The following is a 24,725-nucleotide window of genomic DNA, read 5'->3' on the forward strand; positions in this document are numbered from 1 at the left end:
TTTTTGTGAAAAGTAAAAAAGAGTTGAATACTTTTTGTATCAAGTACTCAACTCTTTTCAATTTTAAGCTCTTTATTTTTGAATCAAAAATGCATTTTTGTAAGTATAAGCACCACCAAATTGATGTTTTTCAATTCCTTTTACATAATCCTTTTGCACATATGCTTTACCAGTATGATAAAGGGGAGCAACAGCAGCATCTTCTAACAACACTCTCTCTGCTTCTCGTAAATAATCCCATCTCTTCTGTTGATCTAATAAAACTTCATTTTTAGCTTTACTAATAAGGTCATCAAAACTCGAATTTGAATACTTCATTTTATTATTTGGATTATCTGTCGTAAATAATTCTAAATAACTAATTGGATCTTTATAATCAGGTGTCCAACCTACCATAGAGATATCATACTGTCCTGATTGTTCAAGCTGCAATTTTTGTTTAAATGGTTGTTGCTTAATCTGTATTGTTAAACCCTGTAAGTGTTTTTCAAGTTCTCCTTTTATATATTCTGCTATAAGTATTTCATTATCTTGCTCAAATGTTAGAAGCTCAAGTGTGACACTTTCTATACTAAGTTCTTTTTTGGCATCTTCCCAAGTTTGTTTAGCCTTTTGTAAATCATACAAAGCAAGAGAACCATTTTCCTTTCGAAAATCTTTTTGATTTGCTTCATTCGTATATCCTGCTGGTATAAGACCTCCTGCGGGTGTTCCTCCAGTATTGCTAAAATGATGTACTATCTCCTCTTTATTTAGTGCTAAAGAAATAGATTGTCTGATTTTTTTATTTGCTAATGTAGTGTTCTTTTCATTAAAACGTAACATAGCTATTGCAGCTTCTTTTTTCATATGTAATTCCTTGTTGCCCTTATATTGCTCAAAATATTTTGAAGTAATTGGAGCACGATCAATACTACCCGATTCATATAAATTTATAGCCGTCATTGAATCTTTTACAATATTAAAATCTATTGCTTCTAGCTTTACTTGTTTCTTATCCCAATATCTATTATTTTTCTTCAATTGAAATTCTTGTCCATGCTTCCACTTTTCTAACACAAATGGCCCATTATATATAAGATTCTCCGGTTCTAAACCATAACTACTTCCTTTTTCTTTAACAAACGATTCATGCTGAGGTAAATAAATAGGTAGTGCTAATAACTGCAATAAATATGGAACAGGCTGATCCAATTCCACTTCTAGCGTATAATCATCTATTGCTTTTACTCCTAACTGATCGGCAGCAACTATACCTTTGTTTATTTCTTTGGCATTTTTTATATAAAATAACATGTATGCATATTGAGATGCTGTTTCAGGACTTAATGTCCGTTTCCAAGCAAAAGCAAAATCATGTGCAGTTACCATCTCACCATTTGACCATTTAGCATCTTTTCTCAAATGAAATGTATATTTTTTCCCATCCTTACTCCTCTCAAATGACTTTGCTACACCTGGAATAGGATTATCTTTATTATCCAGTACATATAATCCTTCAAATATATTTTGCATAATATGTGATGATGTACCATCCATCGCTTTTGCCGTATCTAGTGACGGAATTTCTTCCGGTATCGTTAAGTTCAATACCTGTTTTTGACTTCCAGTTTCAGTTTTATTAGTTTTATTACTACAAGCTGAAAAAATTAAGGAAATGATAATTGTAAATACTAGTAAACTAATCTTTTTCTGTTTCATAGATTTTCTCCCCAAATCCAATAAGTTTTATAATTAGATATACATTATACCAGAGATATTATACCAAATTATTGGAATTCCGTTAAATACTTTTTCGTTTTTTAATAAACTAGCTATTTTAAAAGCTACCAACACTCTAATCGATCTTTGATGCCCTATGGTATTATTCTACCGCTATGTATGGTTATACCTTCACTTAATCTTGAACTACTCACCACTTAACATCCTTGCGGACTGTTTGAAGTGTGAAATTCCTAAGTACAGAAACCTAACGATTTCTAATTCAATAGCCTATCCCCGTAGTTCCTACGGTTAAGAGACGAATGGCTTCATTTCTAAGATTGAGCGCTGCATTCCGATCTCTATCGTGATGTGTGCCACAAGAAGGACAATCCCACTCACGAATGGTTAGATTTTTAACATTTTTGTTTTTGTAGTCACAAGTGGATTTCATTTTAGGCATTTCTTGTACCTCCGTTTCGACGAGGATGGTTACAAAGTATTTACCACTTGGGTTTCGGCGAATCGTTGCATTTAGAATACTTCCTTCTACTTCACGACTTTTGGCAAAGCGAACAAGGCCAAGTTTCAGTAATTTCATTTTGTTGCCTACAATTGCAATATTTCCGTTCGTTTGCTTAGTTGTGTAGGATTAAACCTTCTGGACAGTGTCCTTATTAGTTGATGTCGAAGTATCCCCGCATCCTGCCAGTAAAAGTGTAGAGCCAATCAACAACATTAATATGAACTTTATATTTTTTAGTACAATCTTTTCTCTCCATTACTTATATTTACATCTATTTTATCGGTTAAGATGTATATTATACTATAATGATTTATAGGCATCAATCTAAATTTGTATTTTCTGGAATTTAATAAGAGGAAGGACTCAAGTGCGAGTTCTCCCCCCTGATTTGCTGAATTTTTAACTCATCCTAATTTTCATCTAAAAAAGCATTAACTTTATTTATATAGCAAGAATAACAATGCATCCAAATTCTAAAGCTGTATCGGTTTATATGCTAGTGTTATATCTACAATTTGTTCTTAACTAAGATCTTTATCATTCCAATATATTAGATCACTTACTTCTGGATGTGGGACATTTCTTTCTACAGCTTCTAACATTTCATCAATCTCCTCTTCAGTTCCTTCACATTCTACAATTTTACCTACTAGATTTATCAGTTCTTCCCTTGTTATTTCATCAAACATACATTTCACTCCTTATTTATTAAAATTGAATACTTTGCTCAAAGTGCATTCCTCGAGACGATATTACTATATTATCTAAATTGCAACGCCACCTCAGTTTGGGATTGTACCAATTTAATCATCCAATATTCTTACTACATGTATTAGATTGTTGAGATCGTAGTTTTAATGTTTGTCAGTGACTTAAAGTAAAAATGGCCCGTTTATGATGATTAATCACAAACAGACCATTTTCCGCAATTGGGACAAAGTATAACAGAGAAGCCTACAAAATCATCGTAATTCTCTTCAATTTCAATTCTTAATAATGAAATATCCCCATCATAGATAATCTCAAAAAACGGTTTATGCACGGCATACAGTCTTTCATCTACTAAAACTGTAATCCATGTATCACTTACTATATCACTCGGTGTAACCTCGTTCCGTATGGTTTCTGTTTCATGTAAGTGTGAATCCATACATCCGCATTCACACTCATCATCATGACACACACCAATATGCCGTAAATCACTGTACTCTAGTATATATCGTTTTATTTTATGATGATCCACCTGGATAGCAATCGCGTTTGCACCAGAAGCATATGTATGCGTAAATTTATTCTCTAATAGCTTCATAACAACCACCATGCCTTTTTAGAAAAATTGTATTAATTATCAACAATATTATTTTGTCGAACAAAATATATACATTCTTCAAGCGATTAAATATCTCCTCTTATTTCATATTCATATATTCTTCTAAAGTTAAGTGTTTCTTATATATATTTTCAGCAATATCTCCAACGTAGCGTATGTGCCAAGGCTCATACGCATATCCAGTAATACTCTCCTTACCTTTTGGGTAACGAATGATAAACCCTGCACGATGTGCGTTATCTTTTAGCCATTTGCCTTCCTTCGTATTCGCAAAGGATAGCTCTAGTTCATTGTTCGCGCTTTTAGAAGAAACATCCATTGTTAACCCTGTTTGATGTTCACTATGTCCAGGCTTTGCCGAGAAACGATCCGTATGCTCTTGCCCATTCTTTTTAACATTGCTGGCATACAGATTCTTTTGATACTCATAGGAACGAAATCCTGAAACTGCATTCAGCTGAATTCCTTCTTGTTTTGCTAAATCAAATAACTTTTCTAGTGCGTCAGCTGCCTCTTTACGAAGGTGACTCTTTTCTACCGTTCCACTAAATGAGAATGGTACATTTGGGACAACTAAATCATTTGGCTTATAGTTTTCAGGCAATCCATATTCCTTATTCACTACAGCCTCTATACTAGCAAAAGAACTTTCTTTCTCTTTATTTATGGAGTTTTCACGATTTTCATAGTTTGTCCTATTTGGTCCTTTACCAATAGATATGTTGGTGTAAAGAATAAAAATACCTAACACCACAATCATACAAGTGAAGATTCCTACTAATTTAAGTCTCATAATTCATTTCCTTCCTACCACTTTAAATGTTTCTCGTTCATCATACTGCAACCATATCAAATTCATATTAACTTGATGTGAACTTTAGTTCTTAACATATTTTATATCAGAAAGACAGCATATCCTTCTATACGTTGGAAAGGCTTTAAATACGAACACGTAGAAACCAATTCTAGTCATACATATAGATAAATAATCTAAAAATTTGTATAATAAAATTAGAAGTGTAGCATTCTATTATAGAAAGGTCTTGGTATAATGCTAGGTATTGATGTAAAAAAAACAGAAGAAGAATTAATAATTAAATGGCAATTGGCGAAGGTTACAATCCCTTTACGCGATGTGATTGAGGTTACTGAAGATGCTACCTATGCTGGCGTTGAAGATCCTAGTGCAATCCGTATTGGAGCAGCATATGGGACAACGGACCGTATTTTAATCAGAACAGTAAAACAAAATTATGTATTATTTACGACGAATAAAGTGTCAATTTTAAAGGCAATTCACGCGTAACAATGCGTATCTAAACGGTCTCTAACAAAGTTCAAGTGAAGGAAAAAGGTACGAAGTCATAAATTTGACTTCGTACCTTTTTCCAAAATAATCTATAAGAATTTCCCCTTTAACATATCAGTAAGATCTATAACACTTCTGATACACCTTACAATTTTGTATCCCATTTATCTAAACGGAAGTAGAACAATACGCCATCCTCTGTATTGGTTACACCGTACTCTGCATCATGTAATTCAAATATATTTTTTACAATCGATAGGCCAAGGCCCGTGCCCCCACAAACTCGTTGTCTAGATTTATCCACTCTATAAAATTGATCCCATATTTTCTCTATATTTTCTTCCGCAATATGTGAACCTTTATTTTCAAACCCTATATATACGCCATCTATTTCATCTTTTACCTCAATCACAATGGTTTGTCCCGCATCTGTATAGCGAATTGCATTTGTAAACAGATTTCTTATCACTTGTTCCAATAAATTGGCTTTCCCTTTTACATACACTTCATCTATATTAGTTTTGATTTGCAGTGACTTTTCATGTATCTGAACATAAAGGTCATTTTGAACCTGATGTATCAAACTTCCAATAGGAACTTGCTCCATCTGTATTTGATACGTGCCAGATTCATATTTTGCCAAATTAAGCATTTCATCAATTAACACATTCATTTTCTCTATTTCTTTTTCTAACGCTTCCCAGTAATATTGATTCATTTCAGGTGCAATCCCGTCCTGAAGCATAGATGCCGATACCTGCATCACACTCAGTGGTGTTTTCAATTCATGTGAAACACCAGCAATAAAATCTTTTCTTGTCTGTTCTAATTGCTTCTCTTTTTCTAGGTCACCTTTCAATTGATTAATATATCCTTCCATTCTTGCTGAAAGCTGATTAATATTGGAGGACAGTTCCCCTATTTCATTTTTCGATTTTATGGATAGCTGATCTTGAAAATCAAATTCCATAATTTTTTTTGTCGCTTCATTTATTTTCAATAGTGGTTTCGTAATGATTCTTGAATAATAGAAAGACACAATAAGCGATAGAACTAACACAAATGCAACGATATATATATAATAATCACTCATTAAATCGCTTGCTTTGGTAAGTGGTTGTAAAGAAGATAATGTATATACAATTTCTTGCACTTGACCATTTTTAATAATTGGTTTTATCGTTTCAATATATTGTATTCCATTAATAAGAATTTCTTTTTGTGTCCAACTACTATCCTCCAATTTCACTTTATCTGTAATCCAATCGGCTTGAAAATTTAAAATTTGTTTCGCAAAAATATCATTGTTATACATTGTATTTACAGCGTCGGGGTCTGCATAATTGGGCATATTTATTTCTTTGACAACACCTTCTAAATAATAGAGTGCATACCGCCCATCAAGTATTATCAATTGATGTCCCTTTTTCGTACCATCATGCGATTTTTTCAAAATCTGATGATATGTTGAAACATCAAACCTGGTATCATATCCTTTCGGTCTCATACTCATTGGGGTAACTATATCCTTACTTACATCCTTACTAGCTACATCCAAGAGAGCCACATTAGATAATTTATTAATGAAATCCGTAATAATAATACTAAAATTCGAACCCAAATGTTCTTTTGCATTAACAAAATTATTAAACACAACTTTAGAAGTTTTTGTAGGGTCATTTCTATCTACGACTTTCAAATAATAATCCCCTGATGGCAACATTTTAATATTTGCTTCTTTATCTAGCCTTGCAATCAAAATGCCATGCTGGTTTGCAAACTTCTCTTCTATGTTTTGCATTTCCTTCTCTTCTTGTAAATGAGATTCATAGTACTTTTCATACTGGTGTAATTGTTTTTGAACACTTTCTTTTTCCTTATCAATATACAAGTATTTCGTCACATACATTTGGCCAAAAAATATAACAGCGATGATCATGCAGCAAAGTAAAAAAGTAAGGGAAAATAATTGAAATACAATTTTCTTTCTCATTATCTATCTACCTCAAACTTATACCCCGTCCGTACGACAGTTGTAATATGTCTTGCTTTCTCTCCAAGCTTCACGCGTACATTACGCATATGTGCCGTTAATGTTTTATCATCTCCATCATAATCATATCCCCAAATGTTCGTAATCAACGTTTCCCTTGTTAATACTTGATCCTTATGCTGCATTAAAGAAAATAAAATTTCATACTCTGTATGTGTAAACTCAACCTTTTGTTCATTTATCGAAACAGTACGTGCCGATTTATCTAAACGAATACCACATAAATCAATGCAGTTCTGGAATTGTACAATTTGATTTGTTTCTTTGTATAAGCGATTTGCTCGCGCTAATAATATCGAAGGTTTAAATGGTTTCGTTACATAGTCATCTGCTCCTAGTTCAAACCCCAGTAATGTATCATCCTCATCGCTTCGAGCTGTTAATAAAATAATAGGAACCATAGAGTTCTTACGAATCCGTCTACAAACGGACCATCCATCCATAACAGGGAGCATAATATCTAATATGATTAAATTGATATCCTCATGTGAAGCAAACATTTCGAGTCCAACTTGGCCATCCTCTGCTGTTAGTACTTCATATCCATCATGCGAGAAATACTGTGCTACTGCCTCTCGTATAATTTTCTCATCTTCAATGATCAACACTTTTTTCATTTCATTTCTCATCCAATCTACATTTATCTACATCGAAATGGTCATAGCCTGCCTTCCCATTTGAATCCATGCTTGTTCAAATTCATTTCGATTGATTGCTATATGTTTCTCCGTCTTTAACGGATCGTTAATGTATACATATTGGTCATCATAATCTGTCACAACAACACTATGTTGTTGATATGTCACTTTCATTTCCCCTGCATCTGTTTTCCATGTATCAAATTGATTATCAGGTAACTGTTTAAAACGGGCATTTGTTAATACCCATACAGGGAGTCCTTGATCTATAGCTTCATATATTCGCTGAGGATCTTTGTGACTGAGATCCTTCACTTTTTCTTCTGATACATATAACCTCGCCAATTCTAATATCGGTTCTACATAAACACCTAATCCAGGTTTATCAAAAGTAGCCATATTCCCGATAAACCCTTTATGCATATTTCCCTTTAAACCATTTCTTTGAAATGGTACATGCTTTATTTTCGAAGCTAATGCCATCTTATCGACTTGTACACCTGAAAACTGTAATATCATTGCAAGACTGGTCACTTCACAACCACGCATCAATTCTGGCTTTTGTAAAATAAGCGGCACATCCAATGGCCTTACTATCTCTTTCTCTTGTTCTACAGGTACATTTTCATTTTCAACAACCTTTTCTGGCACTGCAGATACATCCCTCACATATTCTACTTCCGATTTTGCACCCTCTTCTTGTAATACGGCAGGTTGTAATTTATTAAATATAGGACTATCACCAGGGGACATACCAATACCTGTATTAAATACCGATAGTGTAAATACACAAAATGTTGTTTTTCTAAATAGGTTCATACTAATCTCTCCTCGATGCTTTCTAAGGAGAGTGTAATTTGTTCATATTTAGATAAAATCATATTTATAGAAAGACAAAGTGAATGTTATATCAAGATTATATAAAGCTAACTCTCATATGCTTTAATCGTATGTGTTACAAATTACGCTTTCAACAAGCAATATTTAACTATTTTTATTACTTACTCCTTTTTCATCACACAATATGAATTCAGGAACACGCAAATAAAACCGTAGGAAAATCCCTACAGTTTAAATGGTGAAATACTTCTAGGCTCAATTGTGTAGTTTCTTTAACATATTCGTAATGTAATCAATAGACTCTTTATATACAAAAAAAAACACCTAATTGTCATACACACGATAATTAGATGGGATTGCATATTACATTCTTTACTCATTTCTTATATATACACATTCGGCATATACAGTTGTTATTTAGGTAAACTTCTACATTACCGTTTGCTAACTTCACGCGAAGCGTATCGCCGTCGATATGTTCCAGTATCGTAGCTTTGATGATCCTATTTGCATTTTGTTTCTTACTCTCCCCAGGTACTGGCTTCATCACCTGTTTGACCTATTCTGGATGCTTCAGTTTACCCGTATCCTCTTCTTTTTTTATAGGTACGGATGCTGCCTCATAACTATCCTGTTCAGTTTTATTTTGTTTTGTTTCGCTTCCTTTCCGCTGGTCTATCTCCGCTACATTTCTTGTAATGGATATCCCATTGTCATCTTTGCTACTACACCCTGTTACCAATCCTAAAAACATGCACAATGTAGAAATGAACCACAAAAATTTCTTCATCGTATGCCTCCTCCCTCTCTACTTGTATTTCTTCTCCTACATCATAACGGGATTGGAATCATTGTTGGAAAAACGATCGATTTCTATGATTTAGCACTGATTTATGTATTGAACCATCGCAAAACTCCTCCACTCTATCAAGTTTACTTTTTATGATATGTACGCAGGATTCCCCCTTACATGTACCGAAACCACAATAGGGACACATTCCACTAATTACCATCCCTATTTCATACCATTACATTTTGGAGGTTAAACAGGATGAAAAAAAAGAAGTTACAAAAATCAGCACTTTCTTTTACCCTACTCTTATCTTTAGGAGTTTCTTCTTTTCCGCTTACAACAACTATTCACGCGGATACACAAGGGACACAAACTGCAGAAAAGAAACAAGTCTCTTTAACGGAGCGTACGTCTTTATTTTTTGAATATCTCCAGCAAGGTAAATATGCAGAGGCACTTCAATTGACGTCTGCAGCTTTTCAATCCAGGTTTACGGCAAATATATTACAAAGCTGGTGGACACAAAGTGGCGGGAGCAGGATTACAAGCATGGGAACGCCTGTTATAAAAGAACGAAACTTGGTCCATCAAACGGTTGAAATTCAAGGAGCTATCGAAGGAACTACTATTCCACTACTCCTTAAATTCACGCCTGGCGGCAAAGTAGATGAAGTTGGAGTAAGAACGACGCCCGAGAAATCTTATACCATCCCGCATCCTAGCTACGACCAACCTGATTCCTATCAAGAACGCGAAATCGTCATTGGAAATGCTACATACCCTTTACCAGCCACATTAACGGTTCCAAAACATAAAGCTGGCGAAAAAGTGCCTGTTGTTGTTCTTGTTCACGGTTCTGGTCCGCATGATCGTGATAGTACATTTTTGGGAGCTAAAATCTTTAGAGACCTTGCAGCTGGTCTTTCATCAAGCGGTATCGCAGTGTTACGTTACGAGAAGCGTTCCTTAGAACACGGTTTTAAAATGAGTGCAGAACCTGCTACCTTAGACCGTGATACTACGGATGATGCCATATATGCAGCTAAATCGGCAGCACAACAGGAAGGCATTGACCCTGCTAACATTTTCATTCTCGGACATAGTCAAGGAGCTGGCACAATGCCGCGTATATTAAGCAGAGCACCTGCATCACTTGTGAGAGGAAGTATTTTAATGGCACCACCTGCGCGTCCTTTTACTGACATGCTCCTTGATCAGTATCAGTACCTCGGGGCACCTAAGGAATATATTGATGAAATAAAAAAACAATTCGCTTACATTGAGGACCCTACTTTTGATCCGGATCACCCACCAGCTGGTTATAATTATCTTTCTCCACATTTCATGTATGATGTGACTCGTTGGCGGCCAGTTGAGGAAGCGAAATCACGAAAAGAGCCATTACTGATTCTGCAAGGCGCACGTGATTATCAAGTAACAGTAAAAGACGAGTTTACGAAATGGCAAGAAGGGCTTTCAAGCCGCAGTAATGTTCATTTCAAAGAATATCCGAAATTGAATCACTTCTTCACGGAGGGCGACGGGGAATTAAGTCACCCTAGTGAATACGAAGTCCCTTCCAATGTTCCTGCGTATGTCATCCGAGACATCGCTACATGGGTCAATGAGACCAAGAAATGAGAAAACAACAAAAGCCATCATGCAATCATCATTGCGTGATGGCTTTTTTGATATTAAAACATGTCATATCAGAAATTAATCGCTTCTATGGTAATGTATGTATTATTTTTTGGGTTTGCTTGCAAGTAAGTACATCCTAGACTTGATATTTTTACAGCGCTTATTTGCTTCACATCTTGCTATTTCTGGTCCGTCAGTGCAAGAATACAAGATTTATTTCGATATGTAAGAATGCATATTATTTCTCTTGGATGTTAGGATATACTCTCTTTGTGAGCTGATACAATATTTCTTTAGATCGGAAAACTAAAACCTCATTAACCTAAGTTGGGGGCGCCTTATGGCGTCTTTTTTTAGTTCTGCTACATAGACATTTAGCTTAGATATTGAAGTAACCCAAAAACAAATAATAAGCTGCCCATTTGGACAACTTATTTACATCATTTTCTTTAGCGGAAGTTCCATCTTTCAAAACCACTCCATTAAATATGATTGGATGTATAAAACACATTAATAAAGGATTATACTCGACTTGGGGCTACCGTAGATGCTTCCTCCTAATCATCCATATGAATAAATGACTTACTTATGCTCAATTTGTAGTTGTTGTTTTTCGTTAAAACACATTGAGAATTGTGGATGTTTTTCTGCTTCTTTCTTTGTTCCTATAAAGAATTGCGAATATGTCAATCCCGCTTGCGATGCTACTGATATATTGTGAACATCTTTGCCTTTTTCTAACCTCTTAACTTGGTTTCCGCTTTTGTCTACATAATAGAATTTTACATTATTCCACCCAGAATCAAGGTCACTTTCCCTACCAATCCTTTCATTCGATGATGTTTTCAATAGTCCATCTTTAGTTACTTGATATATAATTTTCTTATCTTCAATTTTTAGGGGTGGTGCATCCTTGATGTTATGAAGGACACCCACACATCCTTTGTAACCATCAGGTATTAAAAAGACCTTCTTAGCGAAAGAATTATACATATCATATATCCAAACAATAGGGGTACCTAGTATGATAACAGACAAAAAAAAGGCTATTCCAGCATAAGCATATTTACTCTTACGGATAGAGTACCATGCCAAAAATATAAACAGTATAAAAAGTGGTATTGCTTGAATGAAGAGAAACCCTTTCAAAAAATCAAGTTGAGTACTGTCTGGAGGGTCTGTTGCCATCCCGCCTATAAATAATGCTAATGGAGCTGTGATGAGATTCAATCCTAAACTAAGATAAATCAATAACAACAGGTTTTTATTTTTATTTTTTGGTACTTCATCCATCCGAATTCCTCCTACACTTAATTCAATGAAATTCATGTTGCACAGCAAACCCCTTCCCATTTTGAGAAAGACATGATCCGCTCTTAATATTTTTTCTTTTTAAGCCGATAAAGCCCCATCAGACAGGCTCCCAGTGCAGATTTCACTTTACAATTTTTTTTCGAATTGCCATTACAGCTGCTTGTGTACGATCTGTTACATCTAGTTTTTGAAGAATATTGTGGATATGAGTTTTAACTGTTCCTTCGGAAACATAAAGGATTTTAGCTATTTCATGGTTTTGTTTTCCATAAGCTAATAATTGTAAAACATCAATCTCCCGCTTAGTTAGAGTTTCCGTATATTCTAGTTCTTCGCCAGCAAAATTATAATCATGTTTTATAAATTGTGAAAAAGCTTGATTTGCTGTCGTGCTATTATAAATCATTGCACCTCTATTCATAGATCGAATACTATCTAGCATTTCCTCCGTTTCAGTATCTTTTAATATATAACCCACTGCACCCGCTCGAATACCATCTAAGACATATTGCTGTACATCAAATGTTGTTAATAGGACAACCTTTGTGTTTGGTAGTATACTCATAATGTTTTTAGTAGCCATAATGCCTGATAAATCAGGCATTTGAATGTCCATAATTACCATATCTGGTGCAGTTTCTAAAGCCACTTTAATTGCTTCCTTACCATCTTTACATTCCCCAACTATCTCCATGTCATCTTGCATTTCAATAATATAGCATAGGCCTTTTCGAACAAAGGGTTCATCATCAGCTAGCACAATACGAATCTTTTCTGTCATACTTCTCCTCCATTTTTCTGAATTGGAATAGTGGCTTCAACTCGAAGTCCTTTTGGTTCGTTTAGAAAAAAGGAACAATTACCTCCAACTGATTGACAGCGTTTTATCATACCATTTAGTCCAAAACCATATTTTAATGGCTTATCCCCTGTATATATACCATTATCATCAATTGTGAGTTTTACTACTCCGTCTATTTCTGTTACGTTTACAATAACAAAGTCTGCATTAGAATGTCGTAATACATTCGTTAAAGACTCTTGTAGAATGCGATACAGAATTGTACTTTCCTCCATCGTCCACTCTGTTATATTTCCAGCTTGAATGAACTCAATTTGTAATAAAGAATTCGCTTGAACCTGTGAAATCAATCCTTTTAATGAAGTAAGCCCGAGATCTTTTTCATCACTTGTCCATTCCTTAACAGCGACGCGGATTTCTTCCATTCCTTTACGTGCCACCTTTAAAAGTTCTTCAACATGATCATGGGCAGCAGCAGGATTTTTCCTTAAGATAATTTTAAGAACCTGTAATTGAATAATAAGTGAGGTCATTTGATGTCCAAGTCCATCATGAATCTCTCTTGCTAATTTTGTTCTTTCCGTAAAAGCTGCATATCGCATAGAAAATACCGTTGTTTCTTGTAGTTCAGCATGTGCTTCGTCTAATTCTTTTAGTTGTTTTTGATTTTTTTGATATGCGTCTCTTAGCTTGGATGTACTTCGGATCGAGACAAAGAGGCCAATAATAATTAATGTTTCTTGATAAGGAAACGTGTTCGCATATATAAATAGAATAATAACTATCCCCGTTATAGCAGCTAAAATTGTCGTTACTCGTGCCCACTTTGGTTCTGCAGCGGCAAGAAAAACTATGAGTGGCCATAACGCATAATTTGGAAAATTAGGATGAGAAAAATATAATACACATGATATGCTTATTAATATACTCGTAAATAAAGCGTACTTCCTTGCATTCCACCAAGATTTTGGTGAATACAACATCCATAGATAAATTGTTACAAAAAGGCTACAAACCCATATTGCAAAGGTACCATGAGGTGCGAAACCTTGATAAAAAAATACACATATTAAGATGATTCCTATCGCATTTCCTGCATGACTATCAATAATTTTTAAAAATACTTTTTCCATGTACTTATTCCCTCCCAACCTTACTGTTTAGTTTCTATATTTTTTAGCTATAGATGAATACCCATTTCTTGATTTAAAGGCTGGAAATTTACAGCTCCCAATTATAATAGTTCATAGTTGAGTTAAATTCCTTTAATGCATATCATCTAGAATCTGAAATTAAAAGAATAATGAAGTAGTTATTATAGTGTGTTTGTTTTACCTACTTCATTATGCAAAAGAAGTTGTTTTTCTTAACCTATTTCTTTAATTTGTTTTTGATTTTTTCTATATCTTTGTATCCTAATCACAATTCCAATAGTACGAATAACTACCATCGCAATTGTAAAAAATACGAAAGCAGGGGCTATAACATTAAAGTCCAAGTGATTCGATACCATGAAATCTATAAATTGTTGTGGATACCAGTCTGTCGCTACATAAGCTAATACGACACGCCATCCAAGTCCAATAATCCATAAACATAAATAAGGAATACCAGCAGTTACGTACGCTTTATTGTCAGAACCATATTCTACTTTCACTGTAAAAAGCATTAGCCCTCCCATGATCATGCCGACCATTGTCATGATTATGAGTGCGGTCATATTTGAACCTGAGGTAGGTATTTCCTCGACGAATAAATAAACACTTATACCACAAAGAATAAATGGCAATACAGCCTTTGTGGTTGTAAATACTTTTCTTCCGATTTGTGTTAATAATATAATTGTTAAAAATGCACCAATCATTATCCAAGCTTGAGTATTCAAATTAAAACCTCCATAAAGTATAAATTTATTGTTTATTTGCTTACTTACTGGAGGATTGTAACATCCATACTATTTTAGAACATCTATCTGAAAGATGATTTTTTTGAATGCCCTCTATCTATAGATAGAGGTTTTTATAATTTTTATGGTTTTTTTGATAAAAGCTAATAATTTCTTATTTAGAACTCATTTAACTCGTATATTTAAATTTATCGATTATATCAAATTTAGTTTCCTGTTTTGTTGTTTTTAAAAAGTACCCATATTCTTGTCTGCATATTGAGACAAAAATATGGGTTCTAAATGAAATGTTGCTGTAGGTAATTCCGTATTTTAGACTATAAAATTAGTTCCTATTTTCATGTCTTTTTACATTTTATAAATTTTTATATACACAATTACTTGAGGTCACCGTATACATATAACGTGCAGTAAATTCTTTGCGCACTAAAGGAGTGGACATTCCAGAAGAATATTTACAACATATATCTTCACTTGGATGAGAACTTATCACGTTAACAGATGATTATGTTTGGAATTAAATTTAAAAACAAATTTCAATAATTAAAGACCGTTATGATACAAAAATTCTATAAAAAAAGCAGTAAAAGAAATAACCAGTTCCTAAGCGTACTGGGAACGGGTTAAAATGTCTCCAACTTGTGTCTGGGGTATTGCCACATGCCCATCACAACTTAAGAATTCAAAATTCACCCCAAAACGAAAAAATGAGCTTTTTTGTTACAAGTTAGTACAAAATTTAGTTCTAGGGGTGCTATAAAATTTTAGCTTGATCGCGATGGGGGCACCATATCAAAAAAAGAAAATTGTACGTTTGGACATATTTTAGACACAGAATATACAATTCCTTGTACGCAAAGGGATCGGATACTTACTTTACTGTTTTATGTAGTGTACATATTCTCGCTAACGAGGTCTGTGTAGCAACCGAATCAAATCTTGCGTTAAGTATTAGTGGCCATCAAAAATAGTAATGACTACTTCAGATTAACATCCATTCGATTCACAATTAAATATATCAATATGTTAAATGGATAAATAATACAAACGGTATGAAGAGAATTTCTACTCTTTTCATACCGTTTTGCATTTGTTTATAAGTTTCATATGAAATTCGTGGGAAGATGCAGCATTTCTTTTATAAATAAGACTCAAAAATCACCATACCTGATAAAGGAAATATTAATGTAACTCTAGTTCCTTTATTCACTTCAGATTCAATGCCAATTTTCAATCCTAATTTTGAACACAATTTTTCGCAAAGATACAAGCCCATTCCTGTACTTTTGCTAAATCTTCTTCCATTCTCTCCAGTAAACCCTTTCTCAAAAACTCTATTTATATCTTTAGTTACTATCCCTACTCCATTATCCTCTATAGTTAGTATTACTGAGTTAGTTTTCTTAATTGTGTATATACGTATCATTTGTTCTTTGTTATTTGAGTACTTTATAGAATTTCCTATTATTTGATTAATAATAAATTCAATCCATTTTCCATCACTATATACAATCTCATCAATATCCTGTATATCTAATTTTATTCTCTTATGAATAAAATCCCTATAGTTTCTTTTAATTACATTCCTTACTACATTATCAAGGTTGATTGGCTTTATCATATAGTCTTTATTCACGTTAGAGCTTCGAGAATAATACAGAACCTGTTCAACAAACCCCTCAATTCGATCCATTTGAGAGTCAATTTTATTCGTTACTTCATTTTGATTATTTTCAATTATAAGCTTTGTAGAAGCTATTGGTGTCTTAATTTCATGCACCCATGTTTCTATATATTCTCTGTAATCCAATTGCATATCTCTATAATACTTTACATTTTCATGCATATCTCTACTTACTTCTTTCAGTATAGCGTTAAGCTTTTCCCCATGTATAAAGTTTGCTTCCTTTACTACCTCTGGAAGTAAGTATTTTTTCTCCAAGTTTTCTAATATGCCGTTAATCTCATTATAATAAATTTTACATCTTATAAATTCTATAGCCATATATGAAATCAATGGAAAAAACCAAATACAAAAGACAAAGAATATGATAATGAATGGAACATTCACAGTCAGCAATATACCTGCTAGTATAATAAATACCAGTACATTAAATAGTATTACTACCATTTTATCTTTAATAAATTCACCTATATTCATGGCATTATATACCCTAAGCTTCTTCTTGTTGCAATTGGATTTTCTATACCTATCTCTTCAAGCTTTTTTCTTAATCTATTTATATTAACAGTTAAGGTGCTATCATCCACAAAATAATCAGATTTCCATAAAGTTTCAATGAGTGAATCTCTTTTTACAATATTTCCGCGATTATTTATTAAACATGAGAGTATTTTAACTTCATTTTTAGTTAACTCTACAGACTTGTCTTGATAAGTAACTGTTGCATTTGAAAGATTTAAATTAAAATCTTTATAAATTAAGATATGATTCGTCTTGAAATCTCCAGATGTTCTTCTTAAAATGTTTGTTACTCTTGCTAATAGTATTTCTGTATTATAAGGCTTTGTTATAAAATCATCTGCTCCTAAATTCATACTTATTAGTTCATCTACATCACTATTTCTGCTTGTAACCATGATGATTGGAACATCTGAAGTTTTACGTATTTCTCTGCATATATAATAGCCATCGAACACAGGAAGATTTATGTCTAGTAATATAAGGTCTGCATTCTCACTTTCTATATATTCGATAATATGATTAAAATCTGTGGGAGCCTTTACTTCATATCCATACTTTATAAAAAAATGTTGTAATTCTTCTCTGATGATTTCATCATCTTCAATCAGAATGATTTTTTTCATCACTTTTCCCTCCCTATACAGAATATAAGGCTATTACATCTTGAGAAACAAGGTGTAATAGCCTTAATGAACATTATAAAATCAAGTATTACTTTTTACAATATTTTTATACCCGACATATGTCGTGTAGAAATATATTACATAAACTACAAGGAATACTAAGCCAGTCATCAATGCTGGTAAAATAATGTCTGTTTGTTGAATTGCGTTAATAAAATTATTAACAATATAAATTCCAACTACAGAATGAATTAGGGCAAGAATAACTGGAAGACTAAAGTATACGAAAGTTTGAATAAAAATCGTTTTGTCAATCATGGTTCCGTTTGAACCAATTCTCTTCAAAGATTTATATCGATCTATGCTATCACTGGCTTCAGATAATTGTTGAAGAGCTAATACAGCCATACTCGTTATTAAAAATACAATTCCTATATATATCCCAATAAACATTATGATCGTTTTCAATCCCTTACTTCCTGCACGAACTTCATCCTTTGATTTGCCTGATATATATACAATATTTAATTTCGGGCCATTTTCGTCATAAAAGCCTCGTGCAACGTTATCATATTTTTTATTATATTCTTCTCTATTTCCATCTACATAATTTACATTAAGTACGGATGTACTAATTTTGTGGTCTGATACAAACTCATCATTTATAACGATTGTGAAGAAATAAGGTTGCGTATCAGCAGTGTAAAGATTCTCTTGTATAACTTTAGCGTTTTTTACCAGATATTCTTTTTCTTTAATATTCACCTTATTGCTATTTTTTAATCTTTCATTTATCGAATTAACCAACCGGTTAATATTTGATAAAAGTAAAACTTCATTGTTATTTAAAGTAATTTTCTTTTCACCTTTGAGATTTAAAATTTTATTATAATCAGATACTTTAATGAACTCCACACCGCTATCCCTATAATCTTTAAATGCTTCTGGTACAATGTCCCCCACTTTCATCTCTGTTGAATATACATTATAAGATACATGTTTTTCGTTATTACTTAGTTTAAAATTTGATTTATTTAATACGTCTTCTATCGTGTAACTTTCATCCCTATTCATCAACATAATACTGGCATCAAATGGTGTTGATTCTTTTATTGTTGCGTCCATCATTCGGTTAAAGCTGATTCCTGTAGATAAAGCCACCATTGTAATGAATAACATTAAACAGATTACAGACATGGATATAAAATTTGTATTAACCTTACTATTTATTTGTTTGATGATAAATATATTTAACCCTTTAAAATAGACTTTTTTATTCTTCTTTACAACATATAATATAAATCCAGATAAACTAAAGAAAAACAGAAATGTACCTAATATGCCAAGAATGATTGATACCATGAGCATAGGATTCATATAATTCAATCCGATTTTTAATACAGTCACATATGCATATCCAAGTGATGCTACACACATAATAAATGTGATTACATAGATAAGAGGATTTCTAAATTTTACATCTTCGTTTTTTCTACCTGCTGTTAACATATCAATTATTTTATATTTTGAAACAACATATACATTAAATAACATAACAAGCAAAAACATGATTCCAAAGTATACTACGCTTTTACCTATAGCGCCCGTTGAAATTGCAAATTTATATTTATTGATGGGCAAGTCAAATAACTTTAATGCAAATGTAGATAATCCCTGTGATATTCCAATACCTATTATAAGCCCACTCACTAAAGAGATAACACCAACTAGAAATGTCTCTGTTACTAATATTCTAGATATGTTTCTTCTTCCCATACCTAAAGTCATGTATATTCCTAATTCTTTTTTACGTTTTTTGATTAAGAAATTATTTGCATACAATATTAAACCACCTAATATTACGGATACAAATACTGACACATCTGAGATAGCGTTCATTATTGCAGGCACATACTTTCTATCTGAAGCGTTAATTTCCATAAATGCCTTTTGTGATTCAATCGAGTTAAAGCTATAAAATATACAAACAGCCAGTGTTAGTGTTAAGAAATATATTGCATAATCTTTAAGACTTTTCTTTACATTACCAATAGCAATCTTAGAGTACATTATTATCGTCACCTCCAAGAAGGGTTATAACTTCGATAATTTTAGTGAAGAATTCTTTTCTGGAATCATTCCCTCTTACCAACTCGATAAATATTTTGCCGTCATTAATAAATAGAATTCTACGAGCATAGCTTGCTGTAAATGCATCATGAGTAACCATAAGTATTGTAGCTTTTAAATCCTTATTTAGACTTTCAAATCTTTCGAGTAATAATCTAGCTGATCTAGAATCTAACGATCCTGTTGGTTCATCTGCAAGTACTAAAGATGGATCTGTTACGATAGCTCTTGCCGAAGCAACCCTTTGTTTTTGTCCGCCTGATATTTGATAAGGGTATTTGCTTAATACTTGTTCAATGTCTAAATATTTTGCAACTGCTTGTATTTTGCCATCAATTTTTGAACTTTCCTCACCTTTTATTGTTAACGCTAGAGCAATATTTTCATAAGCAGTAAGGGTATCTAATAAATTAAAGTCCTGAAACACAAACCCTAATTCATTTTGTCTAAATTTATCTAGTGACTTTGATTTTAACCGAGTAATGTCACTATCATTTATTATTATTTTTCCCGTAGTAACATTATCAATCGTTGATATACAGTTAAGTAATGTAGTTTTGCCACTTCCTGAAGGCCCCATTATCCCAACAAATTCTCCCTCATCTACCTTAAAACTAATATTATCTATAGCCTTTGTTACATTATCTTTATTACCATAATATTTTTCAATTTTTTCTACACTTAATATATTTCGCATTAATACTTCTCCTTTTTCATTATAAAAATTCTTTAACTCCCATTCATTTTAATTTTATATACTTTCATTTATAGTATCGGTGGAATTACATTTCATTAACATTACATTTTTGTTATATTGAGTAATTCTGATGTTATCTCTCTAGTTATTAGGATATCTTCCCTTAATATATGCATACTAAACATACTATAAAAGGTACATAGAAAGTGAGGGAATCATGGCTAAATTTTTGACACGTTTAAAATATAGAGACAATACTCATTTTTTGGTACATTTATTATTATTTTTAATCTCATATAAAAATAAAATAAATACAATTACTCTATTTTGTAACATTATGTATTAAAAGAGGAATAAAAACCTCGATTAATTTCACGAAAAATTCAAACATTAAACCGAATAATTATATTTAACCTCATGTAAAAAAAACAATTTTAAAGTAAAAAAGTCTGGAAGAAACCGATAATATCAGTTTCTTCCAGACTTTCCACTTCTGTTATATAACATAAAAATACGTCATTTCCAAGGTTAAGTTCACACATAGTCTCTAAACCCTAAAAAAACAATAAATATTATTGTTATATTCTCATGGTTAATCCACACAAATCCTTTAATCTTAGAAATATACTCCTATAAAGGTCCACATAACTAATGTAATATATATTGATTAGCTTCTAGATGTTAAAACTCATAAATTAAAAGTACGAGGCAAATTAAAACAAGCGGTACAATAAGCTCATAAAATACTCCTACAAAGTCAAACTATACCCTAATTACCTATAAAATACCTAAGATATCCAACCTAACTTTATAGTCCTTGTTAATAGCCACCTTCTACCCTGGAATTCCTTATCATAAACTAATTATCAATAGATTGTTAATTCAGGGATTAACTTACAATTCATTTTCCCCTATCTCATACTAATAATTTATTATATTATTTTTACCTAATAAGGCACAGAAACAAAAGAAAAACTTCAGTGTGCTTGAGTTTTATATAAATATAAACGTTTTTAGGGTTAAACGCTTAAAGGGTACTTTAGTACTGAGTTTTTATTAAATGTTCCTGTACCTAATATTTAAATTAGCGTATGTCAAAATATTTTACAATACAAGTGTTAAATGTTACACATTTCTATATTTAATGATACATTTCATCAAAATACCTCCCCTTATCTTTATACTAAATACAGAAAATTAAGCTCGTTAGGATTTAATTTTAAAATCCTCATAATATCAAATAATAGATTAGGCACATAATTGTCACAAATTAATAGGTTATCTACTTTTTTTCACCTATGAAAACTTTATTACCACTTCAATATTTACTCCTAAACTAAAACACACCTATACCTACAATTACTTAACAATCTTTTAAATAATCTTTCAAAAAAGTTGATAGTTTTATATTTTTCATTTTTTTATTGTACATTTGTACAATTGATGTTAGGATTATGCCTAATAAAATTGAATCCTAACGATTCTTCTTTATAATTTCTATATTTTAATTGTTAAATAAAAATATAGATTCTGAAATACATTAAAAACCAGAACAAAAATGTCGTTATTTTACAATAATGTCATGGAATACCTTTAGAATGGAAAGATATACGCAACAACGTGTTAAGGGGTTACAGGGGGAACAAAAATGAGAGACTTTTTTGATGATAAGTATAAAAATATTGAATTAAAAAGGAGGTTAATAAATTTAATAAGTGAAATTAGCGAATTCAAAGGAAAATTAGCTGCTTATCAGGAACAAAACCCTGACATATTTAATAGTTTAGAAAGAACTATACCACTACATTACATAAAAAATTTCACAACTATTTATGAGGATATAAAAGTTCCTAATAAAAGATTAAAAGAACTTATTTTAGATGATATAGTACCTCAAAATATTTCGGAAGATGCTATTTTTTGTTATTATCAAACACTTTCTTTTGTACATAAAAACTCCTGTACTTTATTAATCAATCCAGCAACTATACAGGAATTACATTTTCAACTAATACATTACATTACCTCTGACAGTGCCAAATGGCGTGAAAAACCTTTTATTATTCCAGGTATTCCAGAACATGGAATGCACTTGAATAGTTACCGCATTCTTCCGCATGAACTTATTCCACAGTTTATGAAGCAATTATGTGATCAATACAACTCATTAAATACTAGTAAAGGGCTACATTCGCTTTTATTAATAGCTCGTTTTTTATTAAATTTTTATTGCATAGTCCCTTTCAATCAAGGTAATGGCAGGCTGGCATTTATGTTAATGCAATTGTTGTTAATTAAGAGCGGACATACATTTGTAAAATATGTATGTTTGGATAAATATATTAAGAAAAATGAATCTGATTATTACAATTCGATTTATAAATCTTCGGTGAATTGGTACTGCGAGGAACATAATATTAGCTTTTGGTTAAAAACGTTTTTAACAATTATATTAGAGGCTTACAAAGATCTTCATAACACAGTTCTAGATTCTATATGTAAACATACTAAAGTTGAGAGAATTCAGGATTTTATACTTAAACAAAAACAACCCTTTACTAAGGAGAGTATTCGTAACACTTATCCAGACATTGCAGAGAGTACAATCAGTAAGGCTTTAAATTCCTTGCAATTGTTTGGCCATATTAAGCTAGTTACAAAAGGAAGAAACGCAAAGTGGACTAAAGTTTGACCATACTTTTAAAACTCTTACGGTTCAAAAATTCAATTATAATTTTATCAATGATTTTCATGACTTTGGACTCAAATTCATTGAATTTCATTTTAATTTTAGGCTATTATTACTACAAAACATTTTATAGGAAAAGGTAAGTTTTCCTCCACCTTTTCCTATAAAAATATTACATTTAAACACAGAAAATTTGTCGGAAAAAGTCGTATTTTACTATTTTTTCTTTATTTTCTGGTTGTAAACGTTTCAATTTCATGTTACCATCTTAATCAAACAATAGATGGTAATAAAAATGAAAGTATTTCTTTCCCTTAGAAACATATAAACGTACGGTAATATCAAGAAAATAAGGCCAAAGAAATATTTGATACCTACTAAAATAACCAATAGGAATTTTGCACGTTATTTTTTCTGTTAATTCTGAAAAATTCATTTTGTCCCTAAACAAAATTTGTTAGCGTCCAAAATTCAAATACACTAAAGCACCCAAATAAATGTAATGTCCTTTTTAATCGAGCATTAAGGTATGAAAAAAGAATTCTTCCTACAAAAATTCAGCTGATTAACTTAAAGACATTTAAATTACTACCTTAATTGCCATCTATTGTTGAGAAAATAGGTTGTGTTGCAAAGTTAAAAAACATACACTTGTTTACAAAATAAGGTTATGGTTTAAGCAGTTATGAATAATTGCTGTAGTTCATTGTACGTCGAAAAAACGAAGTTTGGTTGCTGCACAAACTTCGTTTTCGTTTATATAGCGCATGGATGGTTTCAATACCTTTCAAGGTACGTGAAGCATGGCGAAGAGTTTGAAATCCAGAAGATTTGACAAAGCGCCGCTTTACATGTCGATGATCTTGTTCAATCCGGTTATTGATGTGCTTGACGGTACAATGTTTCGTACTTCCATAAAAGCCGTTCTTTTTCAGTTTTTTGAACGCACACAGTAAGGCGGGAGCCTTGTCTGTAGTAAGAACCGTTGGTTCTCCAAAGGTTTTGACGAGTAGTTTCATAAACATATAAGCCGCTTGATGATCGCGTGTTTTACGAATTCGAAAATCAAGCGTATGTCCATCGTTATCCACTGCACGATATAGATATCGCCATTCTCCTTTGACTTTGATATAGGTTTCATCTAAATGCCATAATAATTGAGCAGTTTTATTTTTCTTTTCCAGATTTGATAAATCAAATTGACATATTCATGGACCCAACGCATGATTGTTGTAGGGTGCACGGAAATTCCTCGTTCCCGTAGGATTTCAGATACATCACGATAGCTTAAAGAAAAACGACAGTAATAGCCAACGGCTACCAAAATAATATCTTTTTTGAATTGTTTTCCTTTAAAATAGCCCATACATGATGCTCCTCAAATCATTTTCCTTACATTTTAACTTCGCTTAGAAATCTTTGCAACACAACCGTTTATCTATTATGACTTAAGTAGTTTAGTTGACAATTATTTTTATGAAAATTTAAAACTAACCTAAAAAGGCTTGTAGCAGATACTATCACTTT

Annotated in this window: 19 protein-coding genes and 2 pseudogenes; 3 read left to right on the plus strand and 18 right to left on the minus strand. The window is 32.3% G+C overall.

Features of this window, described 5'->3' with window-relative positions:
• Positions 1-72: 72 nt before the first annotated feature.
• The 5 genes and pseudogenes from ACP6L7_RS33925 to ACP6L7_RS33945 form a co-directional block, all read right to left on the minus strand.
• Positions 73-1,701 carry a peptide ABC transporter substrate-binding protein gene (locus ACP6L7_RS33925; RefSeq protein ID WP_097831078.1) on the minus strand — a complete coding sequence of 543 codons (1,629 nt, stop codon included), beginning with the start codon at positions 1,699-1,701 and terminating at the stop codon, positions 73-75.
• Between the two features lie 283 nt (positions 1,702-1,984).
• Positions 1,985-2,353: pseudogene (locus tag ACP6L7_RS33930) on the minus strand (zinc ribbon domain-containing protein); the annotation flags it as partial.
• Between the two features lie 395 nt (positions 2,354-2,748).
• A complete protein-coding gene (locus ACP6L7_RS33935; protein WP_097831077.1) occupies positions 2,749-2,916 on the minus strand; it encodes a bacteriocin immunity protein in 168 nt (55 codons plus the stop codon).
• Between the two features lie 212 nt (positions 2,917-3,128).
• The gene (locus ACP6L7_RS33940; RefSeq protein ID WP_097831076.1) at positions 3,129-3,536 is read right to left on the minus strand and encodes a hypothetical protein; all 408 of its coding nucleotides are present in this window, start codon (positions 3,534-3,536) and stop codon (positions 3,129-3,131) included.
• A 100-nt stretch (positions 3,537-3,636) separates the two neighbouring features.
• Positions 3,637-4,350, minus strand: coding sequence for a M15 family metallopeptidase (locus tag ACP6L7_RS33945; protein WP_071735009.1), 714 nt, complete (start codon positions 4,348-4,350; stop codon positions 3,637-3,639).
• A gap of 258 nt (positions 4,351-4,608) precedes the next feature.
• Between ACP6L7_RS33945 and ACP6L7_RS33950 the strand changes: the two genes are divergently transcribed.
• Positions 4,609-4,863 carry a SunI/YnzG family protein gene (locus ACP6L7_RS33950; protein ID WP_097831075.1) on the plus strand — a complete coding sequence of 85 codons (255 nt, stop codon included), beginning with the start codon at positions 4,609-4,611 and terminating at the stop codon, positions 4,861-4,863.
• 148 nt (positions 4,864-5,011) lie between these two features.
• Here ACP6L7_RS33950 and ACP6L7_RS33955 read toward each other — a convergent pair whose 3' ends face one another.
• The 4 genes from ACP6L7_RS33955 to ACP6L7_RS33970 form a co-directional block, all read right to left on the minus strand.
• The gene (locus tag ACP6L7_RS33955; protein ID WP_430529736.1) at positions 5,012-6,859 is read right to left on the minus strand and encodes a sensor histidine kinase; all 1,848 of its coding nucleotides are present in this window, start codon (positions 6,857-6,859) and stop codon (positions 5,012-5,014) included.
• Complete coding sequence (locus ACP6L7_RS33960) at positions 6,859-7,536, minus strand: response regulator transcription factor (protein ID WP_430529737.1); 678 nt, start codon at positions 7,534-7,536, stop codon at positions 6,859-6,861. Before ACP6L7_RS33960 ends, ACP6L7_RS33955 begins: the two co-directional genes overlap by 1 nt.
• A 27-nt stretch (positions 7,537-7,563) precedes the next feature.
• Complete coding sequence (locus ACP6L7_RS33965; protein ID WP_430529738.1) at positions 7,564-8,376, minus strand: C39 family peptidase; 813 nt, start codon at positions 8,374-8,376, stop codon at positions 7,564-7,566.
• Between the two features lie 580 nt (positions 8,377-8,956).
• Positions 8,957-9,187: a hypothetical protein gene (locus tag ACP6L7_RS33970; protein WP_098361742.1), complete on the minus strand. Its 231-nt coding sequence runs from the start codon at positions 9,185-9,187 to the stop codon at positions 8,957-8,959.
• A gap of 261 nt (positions 9,188-9,448) precedes the next feature.
• Between ACP6L7_RS33970 and ACP6L7_RS33975 the strand changes: the two genes are divergently transcribed.
• Positions 9,449-10,831: an alpha/beta hydrolase family protein gene (locus tag ACP6L7_RS33975; protein WP_141533405.1), complete on the plus strand. Its 1,383-nt coding sequence runs from the start codon at positions 9,449-9,451 to the stop codon at positions 10,829-10,831.
• A 582-nt stretch (positions 10,832-11,413) separates the two neighbouring features.
• Here ACP6L7_RS33975 and ACP6L7_RS33980 read toward each other — a convergent pair.
• From ACP6L7_RS33980 to ACP6L7_RS34015, 8 genes are all read right to left on the minus strand, one after another.
• Positions 11,414-12,124: a DUF6843 domain-containing protein gene (locus ACP6L7_RS33980; protein WP_097831070.1), complete on the minus strand. Its 711-nt coding sequence runs from the start codon at positions 12,122-12,124 to the stop codon at positions 11,414-11,416.
• Positions 12,125-12,266: 142 nt separating this feature from the next.
• Positions 12,267-12,926, minus strand: coding sequence for a response regulator (locus ACP6L7_RS33985; protein ID WP_098361741.1), 660 nt, complete (start codon positions 12,924-12,926; stop codon positions 12,267-12,269).
• Positions 12,923-14,080: a sensor histidine kinase gene (locus ACP6L7_RS33990; protein ID WP_098519660.1), complete on the minus strand. Its 1,158-nt coding sequence runs from the start codon at positions 14,078-14,080 to the stop codon at positions 12,923-12,925. The genes ACP6L7_RS33985 and ACP6L7_RS33990 overlap by 4 nt, the downstream gene beginning before the upstream one ends.
• A 233-nt stretch (positions 14,081-14,313) precedes the next feature.
• Complete coding sequence (locus tag ACP6L7_RS33995; protein WP_430529739.1) at positions 14,314-14,832, minus strand: hypothetical protein; 519 nt, start codon at positions 14,830-14,832, stop codon at positions 14,314-14,316.
• A 1,159-nt stretch (positions 14,833-15,991) separates the two neighbouring features.
• Complete coding sequence (locus tag ACP6L7_RS34000; protein ID WP_097831859.1) at positions 15,992-17,014, minus strand: sensor histidine kinase; 1,023 nt, start codon at positions 17,012-17,014, stop codon at positions 15,992-15,994.
• The gene (locus tag ACP6L7_RS34005; RefSeq protein WP_097831860.1) at positions 17,011-17,682 is read right to left on the minus strand and encodes a response regulator transcription factor; all 672 of its coding nucleotides are present in this window, start codon (positions 17,680-17,682) and stop codon (positions 17,011-17,013) included. The genes ACP6L7_RS34000 and ACP6L7_RS34005 overlap by 4 nt, the downstream gene beginning before the upstream one ends.
• An 81-nt stretch (positions 17,683-17,763) precedes the next feature.
• A complete protein-coding gene (locus tag ACP6L7_RS34010) occupies positions 17,764-19,752 on the minus strand; it encodes an FtsX-like permease family protein (RefSeq protein WP_097831861.1) in 1,989 nt (662 codons plus the stop codon).
• Complete coding sequence (locus ACP6L7_RS34015; protein WP_097831862.1) at positions 19,742-20,509, minus strand: ABC transporter ATP-binding protein; 768 nt, start codon at positions 20,507-20,509, stop codon at positions 19,742-19,744. The genes ACP6L7_RS34010 and ACP6L7_RS34015 overlap by 11 nt, the downstream gene beginning before the upstream one ends.
• Before the next feature lie 1,648 nt (positions 20,510-22,157).
• On the opposite strand from ACP6L7_RS34015, the gene ACP6L7_RS34020 reads away from it, so the two are divergent.
• Positions 22,158-23,201, plus strand: coding sequence for a Fic family protein (locus ACP6L7_RS34020; RefSeq protein ID WP_430529740.1), 1,044 nt, complete (start codon positions 22,158-22,160; stop codon positions 23,199-23,201).
• Between the two features lie 672 nt (positions 23,202-23,873).
• Here ACP6L7_RS34020 and ACP6L7_RS34025 read toward each other — a convergent pair.
• Positions 23,874-24,564 (minus strand): annotated as a pseudogene (locus ACP6L7_RS34025) (IS6 family transposase).
• Positions 24,565-24,725: the final 161 nt, after the last annotated feature.

The sequence above is a fragment of the Bacillus silvicola genome, assembly GCF_050524305.1.
Classification (GTDB): Bacteria; Bacillota; Bacilli; order Bacillales; family Bacillaceae_G; genus Bacillus_A; species Bacillus_A cereus_AT.